This window comes from Lysinibacillus sp. FSL M8-0355, assembly GCF_038008985.1.
Classification (GTDB): Bacteria; Bacillota; Bacilli; order Bacillales_A; family Planococcaceae; genus Lysinibacillus; species Lysinibacillus fusiformis_D.
Genome location: NZ_JBBPAI010000001.1, coordinates 3,656,842 through 3,677,765 on the forward strand (window position 1 = coordinate 3,656,842; position 20,924 = coordinate 3,677,765).

17 protein-coding genes, 1 riboswitch and 1 other annotated feature are annotated in these 20,924 nt (G+C 38.7%); of the genes, 6 read left to right on the forward strand and 11 right to left on the reverse strand.

Going from position 1 to position 20,924, the window contains the following annotated elements; translation table 11 throughout:
• Nucleotides 1-278: 278 nt before the first annotated feature.
• Nucleotides 279-1,460, forward strand: a complete 1,182-nt coding sequence (locus MKY46_RS17740; protein ID WP_036118765.1) for a NupC/NupG family nucleoside CNT transporter — start codon at nucleotides 279-281, stop codon at nucleotides 1,458-1,460.
• Nucleotides 1,461-1,600: 140 nt separating this feature from the next.
• Here MKY46_RS17740 and leuS read toward each other — a convergent pair whose 3' ends face one another.
• The 4 genes from leuS to MKY46_RS17760 form a co-directional block, all read right to left on the reverse strand.
• The gene (leuS, locus tag MKY46_RS17745; RefSeq protein ID WP_036118764.1) at nucleotides 1,601-4,018 is read right to left on the reverse strand and encodes a leucine--tRNA ligase; all 2,418 of its coding nucleotides are present in this window, start codon (nucleotides 4,016-4,018) and stop codon (nucleotides 1,601-1,603) included.
• Nucleotides 4,019-4,105: 87 nt separating this feature from the next.
• Nucleotides 4,106-4,316: a binding site (T-box leader), on the reverse strand.
• 66 nt (nucleotides 4,317-4,382) lie between these two features.
• Nucleotides 4,383-6,125: a SulP family inorganic anion transporter gene (locus tag MKY46_RS17750; RefSeq protein ID WP_036118763.1), complete on the reverse strand. Its 1,743-nt coding sequence runs from the start codon at nucleotides 6,123-6,125 to the stop codon at nucleotides 4,383-4,385.
• Between the two features lie 56 nt (nucleotides 6,126-6,181).
• A complete protein-coding gene (locus MKY46_RS17755; RefSeq protein WP_036118762.1) occupies nucleotides 6,182-6,529 on the reverse strand; it encodes an ArsR/SmtB family transcription factor in 348 nt (115 codons plus the stop codon).
• A 147-nt stretch (nucleotides 6,530-6,676) separates the two neighbouring features.
• Nucleotides 6,677-7,855, reverse strand: coding sequence for an MDR family MFS transporter (locus tag MKY46_RS17760; protein WP_036118761.1), 1,179 nt, complete (start codon nucleotides 7,853-7,855; stop codon nucleotides 6,677-6,679).
• Between the two features lie 236 nt (nucleotides 7,856-8,091).
• Here MKY46_RS17760 and MKY46_RS17765 point away from each other — a divergent pair, with 236 nt between their 5' ends.
• Together MKY46_RS17765 and MKY46_RS17770 are read left to right on the forward strand one after the other, a co-directional pair.
• Nucleotides 8,092-9,048 carry a TIGR01212 family radical SAM protein gene (locus MKY46_RS17765; protein ID WP_036118760.1) on the forward strand — a complete coding sequence of 319 codons (957 nt, stop codon included), beginning with the start codon at nucleotides 8,092-8,094 and terminating at the stop codon, nucleotides 9,046-9,048.
• Nucleotides 9,045-9,620 (forward strand): class I SAM-dependent methyltransferase, encoded by a 576-nt coding sequence (locus MKY46_RS17770; protein WP_036118758.1) that lies wholly within the window; start codon nucleotides 9,045-9,047, stop codon nucleotides 9,618-9,620. Before MKY46_RS17765 ends, MKY46_RS17770 begins: the two co-directional genes overlap by 4 nt.
• 59 nt (nucleotides 9,621-9,679) lie before the next feature.
• On the opposite strand, the gene MKY46_RS17775 is transcribed toward MKY46_RS17770, so the two are convergent.
• Nucleotides 9,680-11,188: an alanine/glycine:cation symporter family protein gene (locus MKY46_RS17775; protein WP_036118756.1), complete on the reverse strand. Its 1,509-nt coding sequence runs from the start codon at nucleotides 11,186-11,188 to the stop codon at nucleotides 9,680-9,682.
• Nucleotides 11,189-11,315: 127 nt separating this feature from the next.
• A complete protein-coding gene (locus MKY46_RS17780) occupies nucleotides 11,316-12,122 on the reverse strand; it encodes an alpha/beta hydrolase (protein ID WP_036118754.1) in 807 nt (268 codons plus the stop codon).
• 134 nt (nucleotides 12,123-12,256) lie between these two features.
• Between MKY46_RS17780 and MKY46_RS17785 the strand changes: the two genes are divergently transcribed.
• Nucleotides 12,257-12,769, forward strand: coding sequence for a gamma carbonic anhydrase (locus MKY46_RS17785; RefSeq protein ID WP_036118752.1), 513 nt, complete (start codon nucleotides 12,257-12,259; stop codon nucleotides 12,767-12,769).
• Nucleotides 12,770-12,946: 177 nt separating this feature from the next.
• On the opposite strand, the gene metK is transcribed toward MKY46_RS17785, so the two are convergent.
• Nucleotides 12,947-14,143 carry a methionine adenosyltransferase gene (gene metK, locus MKY46_RS17790; RefSeq protein ID WP_058845047.1) on the reverse strand — a complete coding sequence of 399 codons (1,197 nt, stop codon included), beginning with the start codon at nucleotides 14,141-14,143 and terminating at the stop codon, nucleotides 12,947-12,949.
• A 257-nt stretch (nucleotides 14,144-14,400) separates the two neighbouring features.
• Nucleotides 14,401-14,519: riboswitch (SAM riboswitch) on the reverse strand.
• Nucleotides 14,520-14,908: 389 nt separating this feature from the next.
• Here metK and pckA point away from each other — a divergent pair.
• Together pckA and MKY46_RS17800 are read left to right on the forward strand one after the other, a co-directional pair.
• Nucleotides 14,909-16,495: a phosphoenolpyruvate carboxykinase (ATP) gene (gene pckA, locus MKY46_RS17795; protein WP_036118749.1), complete on the forward strand. Its 1,587-nt coding sequence runs from the start codon at nucleotides 14,909-14,911 to the stop codon at nucleotides 16,493-16,495.
• Nucleotides 16,496-16,580: 85 nt separating this feature from the next.
• Nucleotides 16,581-17,537 carry an alpha/beta hydrolase gene (locus MKY46_RS17800; protein ID WP_036118747.1) on the forward strand — a complete coding sequence of 319 codons (957 nt, stop codon included), beginning with the start codon at nucleotides 16,581-16,583 and terminating at the stop codon, nucleotides 17,535-17,537.
• A gap of 95 nt (nucleotides 17,538-17,632) precedes the next feature.
• On the opposite strand, the gene MKY46_RS17805 is transcribed toward MKY46_RS17800, so the two are convergent.
• The 4 genes from MKY46_RS17805 to MKY46_RS17820 all read right to left on the reverse strand — a co-directional run bounded on the left by MKY46_RS17805 (nucleotide 17,633) and on the right by MKY46_RS17820 (nucleotide 20,793).
• Nucleotides 17,633-18,409: an alpha/beta hydrolase family protein gene (locus tag MKY46_RS17805; RefSeq protein ID WP_036118745.1), complete on the reverse strand. Its 777-nt coding sequence runs from the start codon at nucleotides 18,407-18,409 to the stop codon at nucleotides 17,633-17,635.
• Complete coding sequence (locus MKY46_RS17810) at nucleotides 18,393-18,860, reverse strand: NUDIX domain-containing protein (RefSeq protein WP_036118781.1); 468 nt, start codon at nucleotides 18,858-18,860, stop codon at nucleotides 18,393-18,395. The genes MKY46_RS17805 and MKY46_RS17810 overlap by 17 nt, the downstream gene beginning before the upstream one ends.
• Nucleotides 18,861-19,096: 236 nt before the next feature.
• Complete coding sequence (locus tag MKY46_RS17815; protein ID WP_036118743.1) at nucleotides 19,097-20,020, reverse strand: aminopeptidase; 924 nt, start codon at nucleotides 20,018-20,020, stop codon at nucleotides 19,097-19,099.
• 11 nt (nucleotides 20,021-20,031) lie between these two features.
• Nucleotides 20,032-20,793, reverse strand: a complete 762-nt coding sequence (locus MKY46_RS17820; protein ID WP_036118741.1) for an IclR family transcriptional regulator — start codon at nucleotides 20,791-20,793, stop codon at nucleotides 20,032-20,034.
• Nucleotides 20,794-20,924: the final 131 nt, after the last annotated feature.

Sequence of the window (20,924 nt, forward strand, 5' to 3'; positions counted from 1 at the left end):
TGGTTTCCTACGTTTTCATTTACACATTGGTCATAAAATTTTAAAAACTTCACACAATAAAAAAGTGTTTTGACATGAGCTTTTCTTGTTATAGAACTGTATTTATCGTATTCGTATGCCCTGTTGCATACTTTTTTTCTATTATCTATTGAATAACTAGCAAAAAAACTGTTATAGTGAGATTGTTTGTCTGACGTCTGACTAATTAAGATCTTTAGCTGTTCTTCTGAATTTAGAACATCAGGACAAAACTATTACACATACTTATGGAGGAACTTATGAGATACTTAATATCCTTTTGTGGATTGTTACTTGTTTTTGCCCTAGCTTTATTAATGAGTAAAAACAAAAAAGAAATAAAATATAAATATATAGTGGTGATGTTAATCATCCAATTTTTATTGGCAGCTTTACTACTCAATACGACAATTGGTTTTGTTTTAATCAAAGGAATCACCAAAGTATTTGATCATTTATTGTCTTACGCAAATGCAGGGATATCATTTGTTTTTGGTGGATTAGCAAATGAAGGAGAGTCTCCGTTCTTCCTAGCTGTATTATTACCGATTGTCTTTATATCAGTCTTAATTGGGATTTTGCAGCATTTTAAAATTCTCCCTTTCTTCATGAAATGGATAGGATTACTGTTGAGTAAAGTAAGTGGAATGGGGAAATTGGAATCCTATAATGCTGTTGCTTCCGCAATGGTTGGACAATCGGAAGTATTCATTACAGTTAAAAAACAATTAGATAAGATTGCGCCACAGCGTATGTATACATTATGCGCATCCGCGATGTCGACCGTCTCGATGTCAGTTGTTGGCGCGTACATGACGATGATTGAACCAAAGTATGTCGTAACGGCGATTGTGTTAAACTTATTTGGTGGTTTTATAATTGTTTCCATCATTAATCCGTATACCGTAAAAGAAGAGGAAGATATCTTAACCATTGAAGATGAGCAGAAGCAAGCTTTCTTCCAAATGCTTGGTGAATATATTATGGATGGCTTTAAGGTAGCCATCATTGTTGGAGCCATGCTAATTGGTTTCGTAGCATTAATGGATTTAATCAATTCATTGTTTGATATGATTATCGGTGTTTCTTTCCAAGAAATATTGGGCTATATTTTTGCACCAATAGCTTTCCTAATGGGTATCCCATGGGCAGACGCTGTTTCAGCTGGTGGAATAATGGCCACTAAATTAGTAACGAATGAATTTGTTGCTATGATCAACCTTGGCGACGTCTCAGAGTCCATGAGTGAACGTACACTGGGCATTATTTCGGTATTCCTTGTATCCTTTGCCAACTTTTCATCCATCGGTATTATTTCCGGAGCAGTTAAAGGGTTGAATGAAAGACAAGGTAATGTCGTTGCTCGTTTTGGCTTAAAGTTATTGTACGGAGCCACACTTGTCAGTATCCTAACAGCTATTATTGTTGGATTGATTATTTAAACATCATCATTTGAACTGCACTCCGATAGTTATGGAGTGTAGTTTTTTAAATTATCCACTATAAACTCTTCACGAAAAATAAAAAATGTACATCACTAAAATTTCATTTAGTAATGTACATTTTTATTATTTAGATCATTTTATTTAACGACAATATTGACAAGTTTGCTTGGAATAACGATGATTTTCACTAGGTTTTTTCCTGCCATATATTCTTGTACTTTTTCATCAGCAAGCGCTACTTTTTCGATATCCTCTTTTGAAGCATCTTTCGCTACGACGATTTTTGCACGGACTTTACCAGCCACTTGCACGGCAATCTCCACTTCATCATCCACAAGCTTCGTTTCATCGTATGTTGGCCATTGCTCGTAAGAAAGTGTTGAATCGTGACCTAATAGCTGCCATAGCTCTTCTGCAATATGCGGCGCCATTGGTGCTAGCATTTTAACAAAGCCTTCCGCATACTCTGCTGGAATAACGTCAGCTTTATAGCAATCATTGATAAATACCATCATCTGTGAAATAGCTGTGTTAAAGCGGATACCTTCGTAATCCTCTGTCACTTTTTTCACTGTTTGGTGGTATGCTTTTTCAAGTGTTTGATCGTTAGACACTTGAATTTTTGATGAAATGGCACCATCTTCTTCATTAACAAATAGACGCCAAATACGATCTAAGAAACGACGTGCCCCATCTAAACCATTTGTTGACCATGCAACAGATGCCTCTAATGGTCCCATGAACATTTCATACAAACGTAATGTATCGGCACCATGTGATGAAATGATTTCATCTGGGTTTACAACATTACCTTTCGATTTAGACATTTTTTCATTACCTTCACCAAGAATCATACCTTGGTTAAATAATTTATGGAATGGCTCTTTCGTGTGAACAACACCTAGATCATAAAGAACTTTATGCCAGAAGCGAGCGTAAAGTAAGTGCAGTACTGCATGCTCCGCTCCTCCAATATAAATATCTACTGGTAACCAACGTTTTAGTAACGCTGGATCTGCAATCGCCTCTGTATTTGTAGGGTCGATATAGCGTAAGAAGTACCAGCTAGACCCAGCCCACTGTGGCATTGTATTTGTTTCACGTCGACCCTTTTTGCCTGTCTCTGGATCTACAACATTCACCCATTCAGCGATATTAGCTAATGGTGATTCACCAGTACCCGATGGACGGATATTATCTGTTTTTGGAAGCACTAATGGTAATTCTGATTCTGGAACAGGTGTGATCGTGCCATCTTCCCAATGAATCATTGGAATTGGTTCACCCCAGTAACGCTGACGTGAGAATAGCCAATCACGTAGTCGATAAGAAATTTTCTTCTCTCCAACGCCTTTTTGCTCTAACCATTCAATTGCTTTCGCAATGCCATCTTCTTTATTTAAACCATTAAGGAATTCAGAATTAATATGTTGACCATCACCTGTAAATGCTTCTTTGCTAATGTCCCCACCCTCAAGTACAGGAACGATGTCTAAACCAAATGCAGTCGCAAATTCATAGTCACGTTCATCATGTGCTGGCACCGCCATAATAGCACCTGTACCGTAAGACACTAACACATAGTCAGCAATCCAAATCGGCGCTTTTTTCCCGTTAATCGGATTCACGGCATAAGCACCTGTGAATACGCCTGTTTTTTCTTTTGCTAAATCTGTGCGCTCAAGATCCGATTTCATTTTCACTTTCTCTAAATATGCCTCAACAGCTTGACGTTGCTCAGCTGTCGTTATTTGTTCTACCAATTTATGTTCAGGCGCAAGTACACAATATGTAGCACCAAATAATGTATCTGGACGTGTTGTGAAGACCGTGAAGTTTTGATCTGAACCATCAATAGCAAATGTTACTTCTGCCCCTTCTGAACGACCAATCCAGTTGCGCTGCATATCTTTAATAGATTCTGGCCAATCAACTTCTTCTAGGTCGTCGATTAAACGATCAGCATACGCAGTAATTTTAAGCATCCATTGTTTCATTGGTCGACGTTCTACTGGATGCCCACCACGCTCTGATTTCCCATCAATTACTTCTTCGTTAGCCAATACCGTACCAAGCGCTGGACACCAGTTAACAGCTACTTCATCCACATAGGCTAAACCTTTTTTATAAAGCTGGATAAAAATCCATTGTGTCCATTTATAATACTCTGGATCCGTCGTGTTAATTTCGCGATCCCAATCATAACTGAATCCTAGCTCTTGAATTTGGCGTTTAAAAGTTGCAATATTTTTAGCTGTAAATTCTGCTGGGTCATTTCCTGTATCGAGTGCATATTGCTCAGCTGGTAAACCAAAAGCATCCCAGCCCATTGGATGTAATACATTGTAGCCTTGCATACGTTTAAAGCGTGATAAAATATCTGTCGCTGTATATCCTTCTGGATGTCCTACATGTAGTCCAGCGCCAGATGGATATGGAAACATATCTAATGCAAAAAATTTAGGCTTCGCTGTTTCATTTTCAGTTTTGAATGTTTTGTTATTAGCCCAATATTGCTGCCACTTTTTTTCAATTTGTAGATGATTAAAACTCATTCTTTTTCCTCCTTCGATTGAATCATGTTGCTCTTCATCATAATTGACAAAATATTTAAAAAATAAAAAAACTCGTCCCTTTCTTATAGAAGGGACGAGAGAATTTGTACTCCCGCGGTACCACCCAAATTAGTGATTACACTCGGCTCAAGCTTCCTTAACGCGGAAGAAACGACACACGCTGTTTCACGCGGGCAGACTCAGAAGGCGAGTTCAACTTGCTTTCTTACTAGCTCCCACCAGCCGCTAGCTCTCTAAAAAGAACGACAAATTTACTATTCCTCATCACAGTCTTTACATGATATTGCATTTATTCTAATGGAAAGTATTGAAAAGCACAAGCCTTTGTTTACAGACTAACCCATTACTGAAGAATTAATTCCTTTTCTTCCTTAGATTTTGATAAATCCTTACATTCATGAAAAGCAAAATGCTGGCATCCGATGCATTTCTTTGTGTCCAAATAGCCGAGAGCCTTAGTAATCGCTTCTCCAGTATGCTGATAAAAATGATGCGCTCCAACCTTATCGTAAATACCATTGTGCTGAAGAGCTATTTTTAAATCACCTTGCACACCTGTTACCAGAATTTTACCACCCTGTGCTGTAAAGTTTTCAATGATATTGCTAAAATATGCTTCACCAGTGGAATCCATAAAGGGCACTTTCCCCATTCGCAATATCAAAACTCTTGGTTGCTGATGCAAAGTGCTTTCAATTTTTTGTTCAAACATTTGAGCAGCTCCAAAGAACAATGGTCCTTCAATTGTATACATGCTAATTTGCGGACAATCATGCTGCTGGTGAACGACATGGGGCTGTACCTTCCCACTTTTGTTTGAATGGTCTGGGAGTACCTTTGTCACAACAAGCTTTTCACTCATGCGTTTTGCAAATAATAGCACAGCTAATACAAGCCCTACTTCCACTGCTAATGTGAGACTTGTAAACACCGTTAATAAAAAGGTAATCAATAACACTAGCGAGTCACCCGATTTTAATTTCACAATATGTGAGAAATGGTGTCGTTCGCTCATATTCCAGGCTACAACCATCAATACAGGAGCCATACTTGCTAATGGAATATGAGACGCATATGGTGCTAATAGCAATAATGTAACTAAAACAAATACTCCGTGTATGATACCTGACATAGGCGATACTGCACCTGTTTTAATATTAGTTGCAGTCCGTGCAATAGCACCTGTAGCTGGAATCCCCCCGAACAAAGGCGTCACGATATTAGCAATTCCTTGACCAATCAGCTCTCGATTACTGTTATGCTTACTATTCGTCATCCCATCTGCAACGACTGCCGATAGTAGTGACTCTATGCCCCCTAGCATGGCGATGACAAACGCTGGTCCAATAAGCAGTTGTAGGCGTTCAAAGGTGATATCAGGTATAGCAAAATGAGGCAATGAATTCGGAATTTGCCCATAAGCTGTCGCGATCGTAGCAACATGTCCTGTAAAGAGGAAAGTGGCCACAAGTGTAGAAACAACAATACCTGCTAATGCTCCAGGAACCTTTGGGAAAAACTTCGGCGTCATCAGTATTGTCACAAAACAGATAACAGCCGTCAAAATACTATACATATTGGTCGTTCCAAGCTGCTTCATAATTTCTTGTATATTGGCAATAAAATACTCATGTCTTTTAACATTTGTTAACCCTAAAAAGTTGGCAATTTGCCCTGTAAAAATAATAACTGCTATACCTGCTGTAAAACCAACTGTAACAGGGCGAGGTATAAATTTAATTAAAGATCCTAACTTAAAAATGCCCATTAAGCAAAGCATAATCCCAGCCATTAATCCTGCAAGTAATAAATCCTCATAGCCATAGGTAATGACAATTCCTAATAAAATCGGTACAAACGCCCCTGTTGGCCCACCAATTTGATATTTCGATCCACCAAAAAGAGAAATAAGAATACCCGCAATACAGGCGGTATAAATCCCATATTCGGGTTTCACCCCCGATGCAATGGCAAAAGACATGGCAAGTGGAATAGCGACGATCCCAACTATAATTCCGGATAATAGATCCTTCTTGACGTGATGAACAGAATACCCTTCAAAGCGTCCTGTAAACAGTGACTTCATAGATAAATCTTCCCTTCGAAATAATAAGCAAAGCATAATTTTTCAACTTCTTTGATTTACTTATTGCCTTCGTCACCTTCATTGCTCGTCATTTCCTCTAATCTCGAAATGGTGTTAACTAAATGGTTATTGAAAATATCCTTTGCCACCCCAAGTAATTCACCAATCATTGGATCACTTAAAGAATAGTAGACTTTTTTACCTTCCTTCACACCATAAACGATATTTTTGGCGCGTAATACACTTAATTGCTGAGAAACAGCAGAACCCTCTTTCTCTAAGCAATCTTGAATCTCATTGACACTTTTCTGACCTTCTACAAGGAGTTCCAGTATTCTAATGCGTAACGGATGTGCTAATGCTTTAAAAAAATCCGCCTTAAATTGTTGTAAACCCTCTTCCATAAAAAAACACCCTCCACATTACTACATATTCAAATATTTGAATATGTATGATTGTAAGCCTGTATCGATTATTTTTCAATAGCTTCAATAAAAAAAGAGCAAAACCAAGTGCTGATCACTCGTTTTTGCTCTTTTCCTTGCCTACTATTAATCTGCAACGATATTATTCTTTTTTAAAGGATAATCATAAGTTAAACATGGAATAATAGCCAACAGCACAACGACCACTAAAGTTAATACAAGAGGTATCATGCCAAATTGATCCACCATTATCCCACCGAATAATGGCCCTATCATCCGACCACCTGTCGCTGCACTATTGATAATGCCCTGATAGAATCCTTGTCGGCCTTTTGGTGCGAGTTGATTCGCGATGGTTGGTAATGCTGGGGTATAGAACATTTCACCAAACGTTAAAACAAGCATCGCGGCTCCAAACATTTTAAAATCACTCGCAAAGGCGATGATTCCAAACGATAGGGCAATCAGAATTACACCAAATACGAGCTGACGCTTTAAATTGTTTTCCCATCTTTTCACAAGCGGTGCAATGAGTGGCTGACCTACAACTATAAGCAAACCATTTATTGTCCAAAGTAAACTATATTGCTTTAACCCTAAGCCTAAATCTTGAGTATAGGATGAAATAGTAGCACTCCATTGAGAATATGCAAGCCAACATAACACTGAGGATGCGCTAATAATTAACAAAGCATAGAATGGTGCTTTGTTAACAATTCGTTTACTTTCACTGACGACATTTTTAGGGGCAATACTGCCTGCCTCTAAACGTTTAAATGTAAATAAAGCAATAAAAAAGAATAAAATATACATGCCTAAATTCACTTTAAAAACATAATCAAATTGATAATCAGCCACTATACCCGCAAGAGCAGGGCCAACTGCAACACCGACATTCTGTGCCAAATAGATCGCATTAAAGGCTTTTCGTCCGCCCTCAGGCCATGCAGCCCCTGCTAATGCGAACATACTTGGAAAAACGATGCCCCCACTAAAGCCTAGTATCGTTAAAAACCACACATAATGTGGCCAACCATGCCAAATTGTTAAGCCTATTAATGAAGCAATCGTTAGCAGGATGCCAAACATAATCGCCTTATAGCCACCGATTCTATCAAATAAGTAACCACCTAATAGATTGCCCAATACTCCAGCAGCAGAGTTGAGCATTAAGACAAAACCAGCCATCGCTAAAGTTTTCCCTAAATAATCATGCATATATATGGCATTTAAAGGCCATAAAAAAGAGTTACCTGTTGTGTTCACAAGCATTCCAATAAGTAAAAACCAAACACGTTTTGGCATATGATGACCTCCATTATTTCGCCTCTCTAAATAGCTAGTTTATGCTGAAAACCTTAAAAGCACAAGAAAAATAATTTTACCCTTTTTACAAGTATGCCATCATACTTTAACTAAGTTTTAAAAGTCTTTTTCTTGTTTTCATTACAATTTTTCTTCATTGATGTAACGATCAAGCCCTTCCCCCATGACGGAACGAAAAGCACATGATAGAATAAAGCGTTAGAGGAGTGAAATAAATGACAGAAACGAATTTTCCTTTTCCTTCAGAAGGAAAAAGGTATTATACATGGAATCGCTATTTACGTGATCAATTCGGACATAAAGTATTTAAAGTCGCATTAGACGCAGGCTTTGATTGTCCAAACCGTGATGGCACAGTCGCTTTTGGTGGCTGTACATTTTGCAGTGCTGCAGGCTCTGGTGATTTTGCCGGTAATAAGGTAGATCCAATCGATGTACAATTTGCTGAAATCCGAGACAAAATGCATCAGAAATGGAAGGACGGCAAATATATGGCGTACTTCCAAGCCTATACAAATACACATGCCCCACTGCCAGTTTTAAAGGAAAAATTTGAAGCTGCTTTAGCACAAGAAGGTGTTGTTGGTCTTTCCATTGCTACTCGCCCTGATTGTTTGCCAGATGATGTCGTGGAATACTTAGCAGAGTTAAACGAGCGTACGTATTTATGGATTGAGCTTGGTCTTCAAACCGTGCATGAAAAAACAGCGAATCTGATTAATCGTGCCCATGATTATGCAACCTATGTGGAAGGCGTTGAAAAATTGCGCAAGCACGGCATACGTGTTTGCTCACACATCATTAATGGCCTGCCTCTTGAAGACTATGACATGATGATGGAAACTGCTCGAGCAGTAGCACAGCTAGATGTCCAAGGCATAAAAATCCACTTACTACATCTACTAAAAGGGACGCCAATGGTGAAGCAATATGAAAAAGGCATGTTAGAATTTTTAGATCAGGATGTCTATACAAAACTAGTAGCAGATCAATTAGAACTTCTCCCACCTGAAATGGTCATTCATCGTATTACCGGCGATGGACCGATTGATTTAATGATTGGACCAATGTGGAGCGTCAATAAATGGGAAGTATTGAATGGTATTGATGCCGAGCTTGAACGTCGTGGCAGCTGGCAAGGGAAGTTTTATAAGGCTGAGGTTACAAAATGAAACTACAACGTGTTTTACAATATGCACAGCAGCTTTTAAAGGACAGTATAGATGAGGGAGATACGGTCGTTGATGCTACTGCTGGAAACGGTCATGATACATTGTTTCTAGCACAGCTTGTGGGAGATAATGGACAAGTTTATGCCTTTGATGTTCAAAAAGAAGCGGTTGATGCAACACTCCTTCGTCTTTTAGATCACGGTTTAGAGCATCGTGCACTGGTCCTTAATAAAGGGCATGAAGACGTAGCACAGTATGTACACAAGCCTGTAGCTGCAGCCATTTTCAACCTTGGCTATTTACCTGGCAGCAATCATGACATTATTACAAAGCCCGCTACAACGACACAAGCTATTGAGGATTTACTAAAGCTTTTGAAGGTTGGCGGCCTAATCATTCTTGTTATTTATCATGGTCATCCTGGTGGTAAGGAAGAACGAGATACGGTCATGGACTATGTTAGTAGGCTTCCACAAAAACATGTACATGTCTTAAAATACGAGTTTCTCAATCAACAAAATGATCCACCCTTCGTTATTGCGTTAGAGAAAATGAAAGAATTTCCTATTTAATATATGCAAAAGGCTATCTACTAGTTTAATAGAAACTAGTAGATAGCCTTCGTCATTTACTATTTATTTTTACGTTGCTCATTATAATCAACCCAGAAATCTGCACCCTTAATGCCTAGTTTACGAGGATCAAAGACAGGGTCTTTCCCCTCTTTTTTCTGTTTCTCGTAATCTTTTAATGCTACGATAGCTGGTTTCATAATAATTAAAATAGCAAGAACGTTAATCCAAACCATTAGTCCAAGACCCACATCTCCCATTGCCCAAGCTAGGTCAGATGTACGGACTGTACCATAAAAGGCAGCAACTAAAATGGCAATTTTCGCAATCCAAATGAAAATCTTCTCCGTGCTACCTCTGAATAAATAGGCGACATTTGTTTCAGCAATATAGTAATAGGCCATAATTGTTGTAAAGGCAAAGAAGAATAACGCGATTGCTACGAATGGAGCTCCAAAACCAGGTAATGATGAATCAACTGCATATTGTGTATAAGCAGCACCTGCTTCAATACTTTTCGCAAATGTCATTTGCTCATCGCCTGCTAATCCGCCACTATTGAATTCCCCAATATGGATAAATGGATCTGCTCCTTCAGCGGCCTTTTCATCATGTACATTGTACATACCTGTAAATAAAATCATAAATGCAGTAGCTGAACAAATTAATAATGTATCAATGTACACAGACGCTGCTTGTACTATCCCTTGTTTAGCAGGATGTGATACTTCCGCAGCAGCAGCAGGGTGCGCCCCTGTTCCTTGACCAGCTTCATTGGAATAGATGCCACGCTTCACTCCCCAAGCTATCGCAGAACCAATGATACCACCAAAAATCTCTTGTGCACCAAAGGCACTTGAGAAAATTAAAGCAAAGACTGCAGGTACCTCAGAAATATTCATAGCAATAATGATAATAGCCATAATAATGTATGCTAATGCCATGAACGGTACAATGATTTGGGCAGCATTCGCGATAGATTTAACTCCCCCAATAATAATAGCACCTAACAACACTACAATAATCAGTCCTGTAATCCATGTATCCAGACCAAAAGCGTTTTCAACAGCTCCTGCAATGGCGTTAGACTGCACACCTGGCATTAAAATTAGCATTGCAATCAACGCAGCTACAGCAAAAATAACTGCAAACCATTTTTGACCCATTCCCTTTTCTATGTAAAAGGCTGGTCCACCACGATATTCCGTATCTTTTTCTTCTTTATAGATTTGTGCTAATGTTGACTCTACATATGCGGTAGCCGCACCAATGAAAGCGATTGCCCACATCCAAAAGACAGCACCAGGTCCCCCCATCCCAATTGCAGTTGCAGTACCAGCAATATTACCAGTACCTACACGGCCTGATAATGCAATCGACATTGCTTGGAAAGATGAAATCCCCTTTTCCGATTTCTCCCCTTTAAACATTAAAACAAACATGTCTTTAATGTGTCTTACTTGCAGAAACCTTGTGATGATTGAGAAAAAAAGTCCAATCAATAAAATACCATAAATAAACCACGGTCCCCATAAAATACCATTCAACTTACCAACGATTACCTCCATTTTACCCCTCCAATTTGAAAATACCATACTTTAAGTCATTATAGTATTACACTTTTCTGAAAATTACAACATTATATTTAAGTAACAATATTTAAGTAAGTCTTCTAGTAAATGGAAGGGATAAAACCTATTTAATGATATAACCGATTCTTCGAAGAGCATTATTAATAAAATCACGAATATACATAAAAATCTCTTCTCGTTCTACTTCGTGAAATAAATTGTGATAGCAATTTGCCCATTCTTTAAATTGAAACTCTGTAAACTCTTGTTGATGGAGCCAATTTCGAGTTTGTCGTGTTTCCGTAATTTTATCTTTCTCAGCTGTCATAATGAGCATAGGCATATTCGGAAATTCACCTTTTGGAAGCATCACTAAATTTTTCATCATCTGCTGAAGCTCTCGATACCATTTCACTGAAACGACTGACATGAATGGTACCTCATCTTTCATTTCGTCCCTACCTTCAACATTGCGTGTAAGGTTCTCATATGAAATATTGTGAGTCATTTTAACATTTGCAGTCAATGCACTTAGACTCGTTAAAGCATTTGATAATTTACCTGGTAAAAGCTTTAATTGCAGCCACGGTGATGTCAAAATAATGCCTGCACATTCATATTGCTTCTTTTGCATTGTGTGAAGAACTAACGTTGCTCCAAGCCCATGTCCTATTACAAAAGTTGGTAAATTATATGAAAAAGCATTCTCAATCAGATTTCTTGTATATTTATTGTACAATTTGAAGTCCTCATCATGGACACGAGCAAACCTTGCATTCACGCCATGATTAGGTAAATCTCCCATGACTATGTGGAAGCCTTCCAATCTTAATTTCTCTATCAGCCATGCATACCATCGGTGATTTTCATATGCACCATGAACTATAGCAATCACAGCCTTTGCTTGTCCTTCAGCTTCCCATTTCCACATTCACATAGTCCTCCTAAAAAATAATTACACATTGATTATATCGAAATAAATAGCTCATTTTAATTTTATATTTCCATAAAGTTGCGTATTTGATACGATAATACTACATTATAGAAAGAATTGAGGCGATTTTCATGATTTATCCATTTAAAGATAAAATGCCAAAGATCGATCCATCTGTCTTCATTGCTGATTACGCAACTGTTACGGGCGACGTAACAATTGGTGCGGAAACAACCATTTGGTTTAATACGGTCATTCGTGGTGATGTTTCCCCAACCATTATTGGGAAACGTGTCAGTATCCAAGATCTTTGTTGCTTACATCAAAGTCCAAAATTTCCGCTAATTATTGAAGATGAGGTAACAGTTGGACACCAAGTCACTTTACATAGCTGTACAATTCGCAAAAATGCTTTAATTGGTATGGGCTCCATTATATTAGACGGGGCAGAGATTGGAGAGGGTGCATTTATTGGGGCAGGAAGCCTAGTACCTCCTGGTAAAGTCATTCCTCCGAATAGTTTAGCATTAGGTCGTCCGGCAAAAGTAGTCCGTGAATTAAATGCAGAAGATAAAGAGGATATGGAACGTATCGTGCGCGAATATGCAGAAAAAGGACAATATTATAAATCCCTTCAGAAGTAAACAATATACACAAAAATTCAATATTAACGAAAAAAATACCTCGCATTTCCGTGTAACCAAAATGTTCACGGATCGTAGCGAGGGATTTTTTGTAAAACAAAGGGGACAATATTGCCCCTTTCCTTTTTAATACATTAGAATAATTTTCTAATGTCTTCATTACTTTAGCTCAATAGTTTATAGATGTGCCTTTTCTCGTAGAGCATCTGCTTTATCGATTTGTTCCCATGGTACATTTAAATCTGTACGACCAAAATGACCATAAGCTGCCGTTTGTTTATAAATCGGACGACGTAAATCTAGCATTTTAATAATACCTGCTGGACGTAAATCAAATAGCTCACGTACCCACTCTACGATTGCGCTTTCTTTCACTTTACCTGTACCAAATGTGTCAACCGCAATGGAAACTGGTTGAGCCACACCAATCGCATAGGCAAGTTGTACCTCAGCGCGTTCTGCCAAGCCAGCTGCTACAATGTTTTTTGCTACATAACGTGCCGCATAAGCCGCTGAACGGTCTACCTTTGTTGCATCCTTACCAGAGAATGCGCCACCACCGTGACGTGCATAACCACCGTATGTATCAACAATGATTTTACGTCCTGTTAAACCAGCGTCCCCTTTAGGTCCACCGATAACAAAACGGCCAGTCGGGTTAATAAAGTATTTCGTGTTTGCATCTAATAATTCACTTGGCACAACGGGTGCAATAACAAATTCTTTCAGATCAGCTTGAATTTGTTCAAGTGTTGCTTCTTCATCATGTTGTGTTGAAATAACAATTGTATCCACTCGCACAGGTACATTATTGTCATCATATTCAATCGTTACTTGTGTTTTTCCATCAGGACGTAAATACGCTAATTCACCTGATTTACGAACTTCTGTTAATCGGCGTGCTAATTTATGTGCTAAGCTGATTGGCAATGGCATTAGTTCAGGTGTTTCATTACATGCATAACCAAACATTAGACCTTGGTCACCAGCACCAATTGCTTCAATATCAGCATCTGTCATAGAGCCTTCACGAGCCTCTAAAGCTTGGTCAACACCTTGTGCAATATCAGGCGATTGTTCGCCAATAGCTACAAGCACCGCTAGATTTTCAGCATCAAAGCCATATTTACCACGTGTATAGCCAATTTCTGCTACAGTATCACGAACGATACCTTTAATATCAACGTAAGTAGAAGTAGTTATTTCTCCTGCTACTAATACTAATCCTGTTGTGACAGTTGTTTCACACGCTACACGTGCATTTGGATCTTCTGCTAAAATAGCATCTAAAATGGCATCCGAGATTTGGTCACAAATCTTATCTGGATGTCCTTCTGTTACACTCTCTGATGTAAACAGTCGACGGTTTGTCATTTGGTTTTCCTCCTATTACTCTTACAAAAAGTAGTTGTGTATGAATACGGTACTCATTACCCATGTCAAGTCCGCTCCTAAGGATTGAACTCTCAAGCCGTTACTGCTGCTTTTAACACGAGGATTTCGAAAGATCTGTCATTATAATAAGGAAAGAACTACATATACTTACCTTTACATTCTTTTTTAGCAATAAAAAAATCCTTTACTCACGTTACTGCACATGAGGAAAGGAATAATGACTTCGTAACCTTTCACTCTTATCGTTCAAGGGATGTTCCCTTGCATCAGGTTGGCACCAACGCATGCTGTGAAATAAAACATGCAGGTTGCCGGGTTTCACAGGGCCTGACCCTCCACCAGCTCGGGATAAGAGTATCCGTTCAATTTCATGTTACTGAAAAGGTTGAACGTTGTCAAATATTTTCTTATGTATTACTGTATAGAAAGGAAGGAACTGATTACACAAAAACTTTTCATACTTGGATGATGATGTAAATAGAAGCAAATTAATCCCTACAACATACCTAGCTACTTGTGGTAACATATGTGTGGCTCAATTTTTGCGCCTAATTACAGTAGGATTGATCGGATTCTACTCGAAAAACATTATTTTTTGTCAGTTTATTGAAAAGTGATAAAAACTCTAAAATAATTTCTTAATTAGTATAGATTATTTAAGCAATTGTGTTATACTATTTTTGAAATTAAGAAAAAATCCCTCTAAATCAAGGGAATACTATAAAAAAGGATGGTATTTAATCGATGAATTCAGTAGAAATTGCAAACGAACTGAAGGAATTATTAAACGGCGGTAACATTAATGTTCAACTTTCAGTACCACAATTAGCAGAAAAAGCTACATCTCGTGGTGAAGCAATGTTAACAGTAGATGGCGCAGTTCGTGCAGAAACTGGCAAATACACTGGTCGTTCACCTAAAGATAAATATACGGTAGAAGAAGAAAGCACAAAAGATCAAATTGACTGGGGTAAAGTCAACCAACCGATTTCTTCTGAAGTGTTTGATAACTTATATGTAAAAGTAATAAAATATTTAAAAGAACGTGACGAGTTATTCGTATTTAAAGGCTTCGCAGGTGCTGACAAAGATTCACAATTAAGCATCCAAGTAATTAATGAATACGCTTGGCACAACCTTTTTGCTCATCAATTATTTATCCGTCCAACTGAAGAAGAATTAGCTTCTCATGTTGCAGACTTCACTGTCATCTCTGCTCCTAACTTTAAAGCAGACCCTGCAGTTGATGGTACTGCTTCTGAAACTTTCATCATTGTATCACTTGAAAAGAAAATGATCTTAATCGGTGGTACTGAATATGCTGGTGAAATGAAAAAATCTATTTTTGGTATCATGAACTACTTATTACCACAGCAAGGTATCCTTTCAATGCACTGTTCAGCAAACGTTGGTGAAGCTGGCGATGTGGCATTATTCTTCGGTCTATCTGGTACTGGTAAAACGACATTATCCGCTGATCCAGATCGTAAGCTAATTGGTGACGATGAACACGGCTGGTCTGATAATGGTGTATTCAACATTGAGGGTGGCTGCTATGCAAAAACAATCAACCTTTCTGCTGAGAAAGAACCAGAAATCTACAATGCAATCCGCTTCGGTTCTGTTTTAGAAAACGTAGCTGTTGATCCAGAAACTCGTATTTGTGACTATGATGATGGTTCATTAACAGAAAATACACGTGTAGCTTATCCAATCCAATACATCGAAAATATTGTTGATCCTTCTGTTGCAGGTCATCCAAAAACAATCATCTTCCTAACAGCTGATGCGTTTGGCGTATTACCTCCAATCAGTAAATTAACAAAAGAGCAAGCAATGTATCACTTCCTAAGCGGTTTCACTTCTAAGCTTGCTGGAACTGAACGCGGTGTAACAGAGCCAGAACCAGTATTCTCTACTTGCTTCGGTTCTCCATTCCTTCCACTTCCAGCAACAGTGTACGCAGAAATGTTAGGTCAAAAAATTGACGAGCATGGTGCACAAGTATTCCTAGTGAACACTGGTTGGACTGGTGGCGAATATGGTACAGGTAGCCGTATGAAGCTGTCTTACACACGCACAATGGTACGTGCAGCAATCGACGGAAAATTAACAAATGTTGAAACGACACAAGATGCTGTCTTCGGTTTACACATTCCAACAGCAGTTGAAGGTGTACCGTCAGAAGTGTTAAATCCTCGTGAAGCATGGGCAGATAAAGCTGCATATGATGCGAAAGCTGCTGAACTTGCAGGCTTATTCAACGAAAACTTCAAGAAATTCTCAAACGTTTCTGATGCCATTACTACACTTGGTGGCCCATTAAAATAACGACTAGACACAAGAATCAAAGGGAACGAATTCATTCGTTCTCTTTTTCTTTACCTTGAAGGTAGCTAGTATTAGGGAGATACATATGACAAAAAAATATAAAATACTATTTTCTATTCTTATAATGTTGTTAGCTTTATTTGTTGGCGCTGGTTTTTTTGCAGGAAATTACTTTTATAATCTGGCATTAAATCCTGACACTGATAAAACAGCAGTGCTAGATGCACCTCATAATGTAATAGCTGTCAATCCTCAGGAAGCTAAAGAGAAAGAAACAACTGAGCAATGGTTTCATAAGCAATATGAAGATGCTTCGCTTCAATCCTATGATTCGCTAAAGCTCCATGCTTACTCCATCCAAAATGATCACCCCACTGACAAATGGGCTATCATCTTTCATGGCTATTCAAGCGAAGGCGCACAAATGACAAAGTATGCTAAACATTTTTATGATATGGGCTATCATGTACTTATTCCAGATGCGAGAGGCCATGGTAAAAGTGAAGGAGATTATATTGGCATGGGCTGGCATGATCGTTTTGATGTTGTTTCATGGGTCAATCACATTGTCAGCTTAAATGAGAGCGCTGAAATTGTTCTTTATGGTGTTTCGATGGGTGGAGCCACTGTCATGATGGCTTCAGGAGAGAATTTACCAACAAACGTTAAAGCAATCATTGAGGATTGTGGCTATTCTTCAGTATGGGATGAATTTTCCTATCAGTTGAAAGCAATCTTTCACTTACCTGCATTTCCAATCATGCATTTCTCTTCTGTAGTGACGAAACTAAAAGCAGGCTATACATTAGGTGAAGCGAGTGCAGTTGAACAAGTGGCAAAATCGAAGACACCCATGTTGTTTATTCATGGAGACAACGATACGTTCGTTCCATCTACCATGTTGAATGAAGTATATGAAGCGGCAAATGTACCAAAGCAAAAGTTGATTGTTGAGGGAGCTGGGCATGGTCGCGCAGAAAGTGTTGCAAGCGAGCTTTACTGGGCTACCATACAACAATTTTTAGAAAGTAACATGAAATAATCATCACCCCTTTATTGCCCCTACTCCTTAGCATAGCTATCTTGCCTGAAGCGGATAGCTATTCTAAGGAAGGGGGTATTTTTTTCATCATTTATTTATTGCTGTTTCATCCATTCGCAAAGGGCACGGACGGTTTCACGATTTTTTGCTGGTGGATATTGATGTGCATGGTCTGGATCATACCAGGTTTCGTATGATTTATTCGCATCTTCTAAAAAAAAGGCTAGTTGTCTGGCATGTTCGATATCTACATTTTCATCACGATAGCCATGTATGATTAATACAGGCGCAGTGATCTGCTCTATCTCGAAAAGTGGGGTTCGCGCATCATATGCTTCTGGTACACGATTCGGTGTTCCGCCAATTACACGCTTCATCATTCTGCGCATATCCGTACGTTCCCAATAAGTGGCTGTTGCGTCCGAAACACCTGCCCATGTGACGACCGAGGTAATATCCTTTCTTAAAATGGCTGTCCAAAGAGCCATAATTCCCCCACGAGAAAAACCAAAAACATGTATATTGTCATTACAATATTGCTTGAGAACATCTACGGCATAAACAGCATCATAACGGTCTGCTCCTGCAAACTCATCACGGCCTTCTCCACCACGATTTCCACGATAGTATGGGGCAAAAACGATAAAGCCCTGTGCAGCAAATTGGGCAATACGTGAAGGTCTTACCATCCCAATGCTTTGCATGCCCCCTCTTAAATATAAAAAACCATCATATGTACCTTCTGCCTTTGGCTCTGCTAATAATCCTTTTATACGTAAGCCCTGTGATAGATAGGTTATTTCTGTTAGTCGTATGGCTGGATTCGGTGAGGGATAGGCACGTTTTTCCACAATTTCACCATTGTATGTCACGGTCTTTCAACTCCTCCAGCATTTTCTTCATACCCTCATCCTTCATATGAAAGCTTAAATTAGGATGATGAGCAAATTCTTCATCCGTTAGCCAAAGCATACCCGATGTTTCTAAATCAAATTCAATGTCCTCCTGCGTTAAAAATTGTGCAGTAAAAACAGATTTACAAAACACAATGGCATCATGAACGGCATATTCTGCGAACCATTGGAGATTTTTCACACGGACACCCGTCTCTTCGAAAACTTCCCGAATAGCCGCCTCCTCTAAAGTTTCACCTTGCTCTAATTTGCCCCCTGGCACCTCTACACCACGTCGTTTATGAATAGTACATAGCCATTTATTTTCATGCTTTAACAAAACAAGGACGTGCTTTGGCTCGACTTCAAATTCCCCTCTTGAAAAACTCAAATCTACTTGTAGACCATGTAAATCTGTAAATGTTAGCATATTTTCAACCTCACGTTCTTTCTTGATGACCAATAGAAGCTATACCTATTCTTTGCTCCTATTTTATGGACAGGATCTAATGTTGGTTCCTAGTTTAACGGAATGCTAGATGCAAAATGTTTCCTTTCCTCTAGCTTATCTATGTTAACTATAGTGTAATCCTACAAAGACAAGCAACTGTAAACTATAGTGAGGTAAAGCAAAAAAGCGTGCTTCATATGAAGACACGCTTTTCCTTAGATGACTTGCTGACCATCGAAATAGACAGTGGGGTTTTTCACAACGCAATCAATATGGACATCAGCCATATTTGCTCCACCGAATGGCTTATTACTACCAAATGCAATATGGATTGTCCCATACACCTTCTCATCCTCTAGTACATTACCACATAGGATGGCACTTTTATTCGCTCCGATGCCAAACTCTGCAATGATTCTACCATTTCCTTCACCAAGTAAAGCAAGTAATTGAGGACCATCAGGACCGATTGCCTCCTCTAAACGACCATTCGTGATTTTTAATAATAATGGCTCCTTTAAAACACCTATATTAGCAATCGAACCATCCACTAAAATCTCTCCATTCGCAGATGTTTCTAGTGGTGCAATATAAGATTCTCCAGAAGGGACATTTCCATGCTCTCCAGCTTGGCGTATAACACCTGTAGAACGAATTCCCAAACGATTTTCTACACTAAACGTTAATGTATGCCCGTCTTTGTCAATGCGAATATTTTTTGCTGCATCAAGTAAATGAACATATTTTTCTACCATATCTTCTATTTCCTGTGCATCTGCATGTAGCGCACCTTGCTCTAGCATATCCATTGTAACACCTGGCATTGTCGCCACTCGGCCACCCTGTTCACAGGCGTTTTTACGAGCAGCTGTATGTGTTAATGAGTGCGAGGTAATACAAAGCGTGACATCGACATTCGTCATCAGCGTCGAAACAGCTTGGATTGGCTCCTGTCCAGATTTATCTAATAGCGGCATTACCATCAACATTGTCTTCGCTGTAATAGATTGCCCAGCTTTATAAAAGATTTGCGCAATATCTTGCTTATGAATATCTGTTAAGATTAACAGTGTTTCAGATGATTGAACATTTAGATTACCTTTTAGTATAGTAAGTGCAATATCATGTAAATGTTGCATAATAAAACTCCTTAATTAAAATTCAAATGATATCTACGAATAATTCCTTCTATTTCATTTCTCGCCTCTTTTAATGGTTCTAAAACTTCTGGAACACGTTGTTCCGTAAAACGATAGATTGGTCCAGAAACAGTAATGGAGGCTACGACCTGATCTTCACTATTGAATATGGGCATGGCAAGTGCCAGTACATCAACAGAATATTCACTGTTACTGAGTGCATAACCACACGCACGAATTTTTTCCAGCTCTGCTCGTATTTCATTAGCATCTGTCATCGTATTATTCGTATAGGCTGTTAAAGGCTCGTCAATCACCTTGGCAATTTGCTCTTCATTTAGAAAAGCAAGCATCGAACGATAGGATGCCCCTACATAAAGTGGGGATCTACTTCCTCTTGAAACAGTAAATTTCACCTTATTAACAGGTTCGGCTTTTAGTAATGTTAACGCTTCCAGTCCATTCAGAACAGTAAAAATAGCTGTTTCGCCTGTGACATCCTTTAATTTCTCAAGAACCGGCATACATAGCTGATCTATGTTTAATGAATCATACATATTCATACCAATCTCCCATAAAGCAATACCGAGTGAGTATTTTTTTGTTACAGGATCTTTTGTAATAAACCCATTATTTTCAAAGGTTTCAAGAATGCGATATAAATTTGTATGATTCATATTCATCGCCATTGCTAACTCTCTTCCACCCCATATGGGCTTTTCTTTTGTAAACATTTTTAAAACCGCAATTGATAAATTTAACGTCTTTAGCATATCTCTCATCCTTTTGATCTATTTATCTGTACAAACGGCTGCAAATCTTTCTCTTAAAGGGGGAAATAAGCGACAGATTTAGCAGCCGTCAGCACCTGATATCACTTTATCAAAAGTAAGAGAGTAGCTAA

Bases quoted from the DNA above. Each gene is read 5' to 3' on its own strand.
- MKY46_RS17820 (WP_036118741.1), bottom strand. From the start codon at position 20,793: ATGCTAAAGACGTTAAATTTATCAATTGCGGTTTTAAAAATGTTTACA.
- MKY46_RS17760 (WP_036118761.1), bottom strand. From the start codon at position 7,855: ATGCCAAAACGTGTTTGGTTTTTACTTATTGGAATGCTTGTGAACACA.
- metK (WP_058845047.1), bottom strand. From the start codon at position 14,143: ATGACAAACCGTCGACTGTTTACATCAGAGAGTGTAACAGAAGGACAT.
- MKY46_RS17785 (WP_036118752.1), top strand. From the start codon at position 12,257: ATGATTTATCCATTTAAAGATAAAATGCCAAAGATCGATCCATCTGTC.
- leuS (WP_036118764.1), bottom strand. From the start codon at position 4,018: ATGAGTTTTAATCATCTACAAATTGAAAAAAAGTGGCAGCAATATTGG.
- MKY46_RS17755 (WP_036118762.1), bottom strand. From the start codon at position 6,529: ATGGAAGAGGGTTTACAACAATTTAAGGCGGATTTTTTTAAAGCATTA.
- MKY46_RS17800 (WP_036118747.1), top strand. From the start codon at position 16,581: ATGACAAAAAAATATAAAATACTATTTTCTATTCTTATAATGTTGTTA.
- MKY46_RS17770 (WP_036118758.1), top strand. From the start codon at position 9,045: ATGAAACTACAACGTGTTTTACAATATGCACAGCAGCTTTTAAAGGAC.
- MKY46_RS17750 (WP_036118763.1), bottom strand. From the start codon at position 6,125: ATGAAGTCACTGTTTACAGGACGCTTTGAAGGGTATTCTGTTCATCAC.
- MKY46_RS17815 (WP_036118743.1), bottom strand. From the start codon at position 20,020: ATGCAACATTTACATGATATTGCACTTACTATACTAAAAGGTAATCTA.
- MKY46_RS17780 (WP_036118754.1), bottom strand. From the start codon at position 12,122: ATGTGGAAATGGGAAGCTGAAGGACAAGCAAAGGCTGTGATTGCTATA.
- MKY46_RS17810 (WP_036118781.1), bottom strand. From the start codon at position 18,860: ATGCTAACATTTACAGATTTACATGGTCTACAAGTAGATTTGAGTTTT.
- MKY46_RS17765 (WP_036118760.1), top strand. From the start codon at position 8,092: ATGACAGAAACGAATTTTCCTTTTCCTTCAGAAGGAAAAAGGTATTAT.
- pckA (WP_036118749.1), top strand. From the start codon at position 14,909: ATGAATTCAGTAGAAATTGCAAACGAACTGAAGGAATTATTAAACGGC.
- MKY46_RS17775 (WP_036118756.1), bottom strand. From the start codon at position 11,188: ATGGAGGTAATCGTTGGTAAGTTGAATGGTATTTTATGGGGACCGTGG.
- MKY46_RS17740 (WP_036118765.1), top strand. From the start codon at position 279: ATGAGATACTTAATATCCTTTTGTGGATTGTTACTTGTTTTTGCCCTA.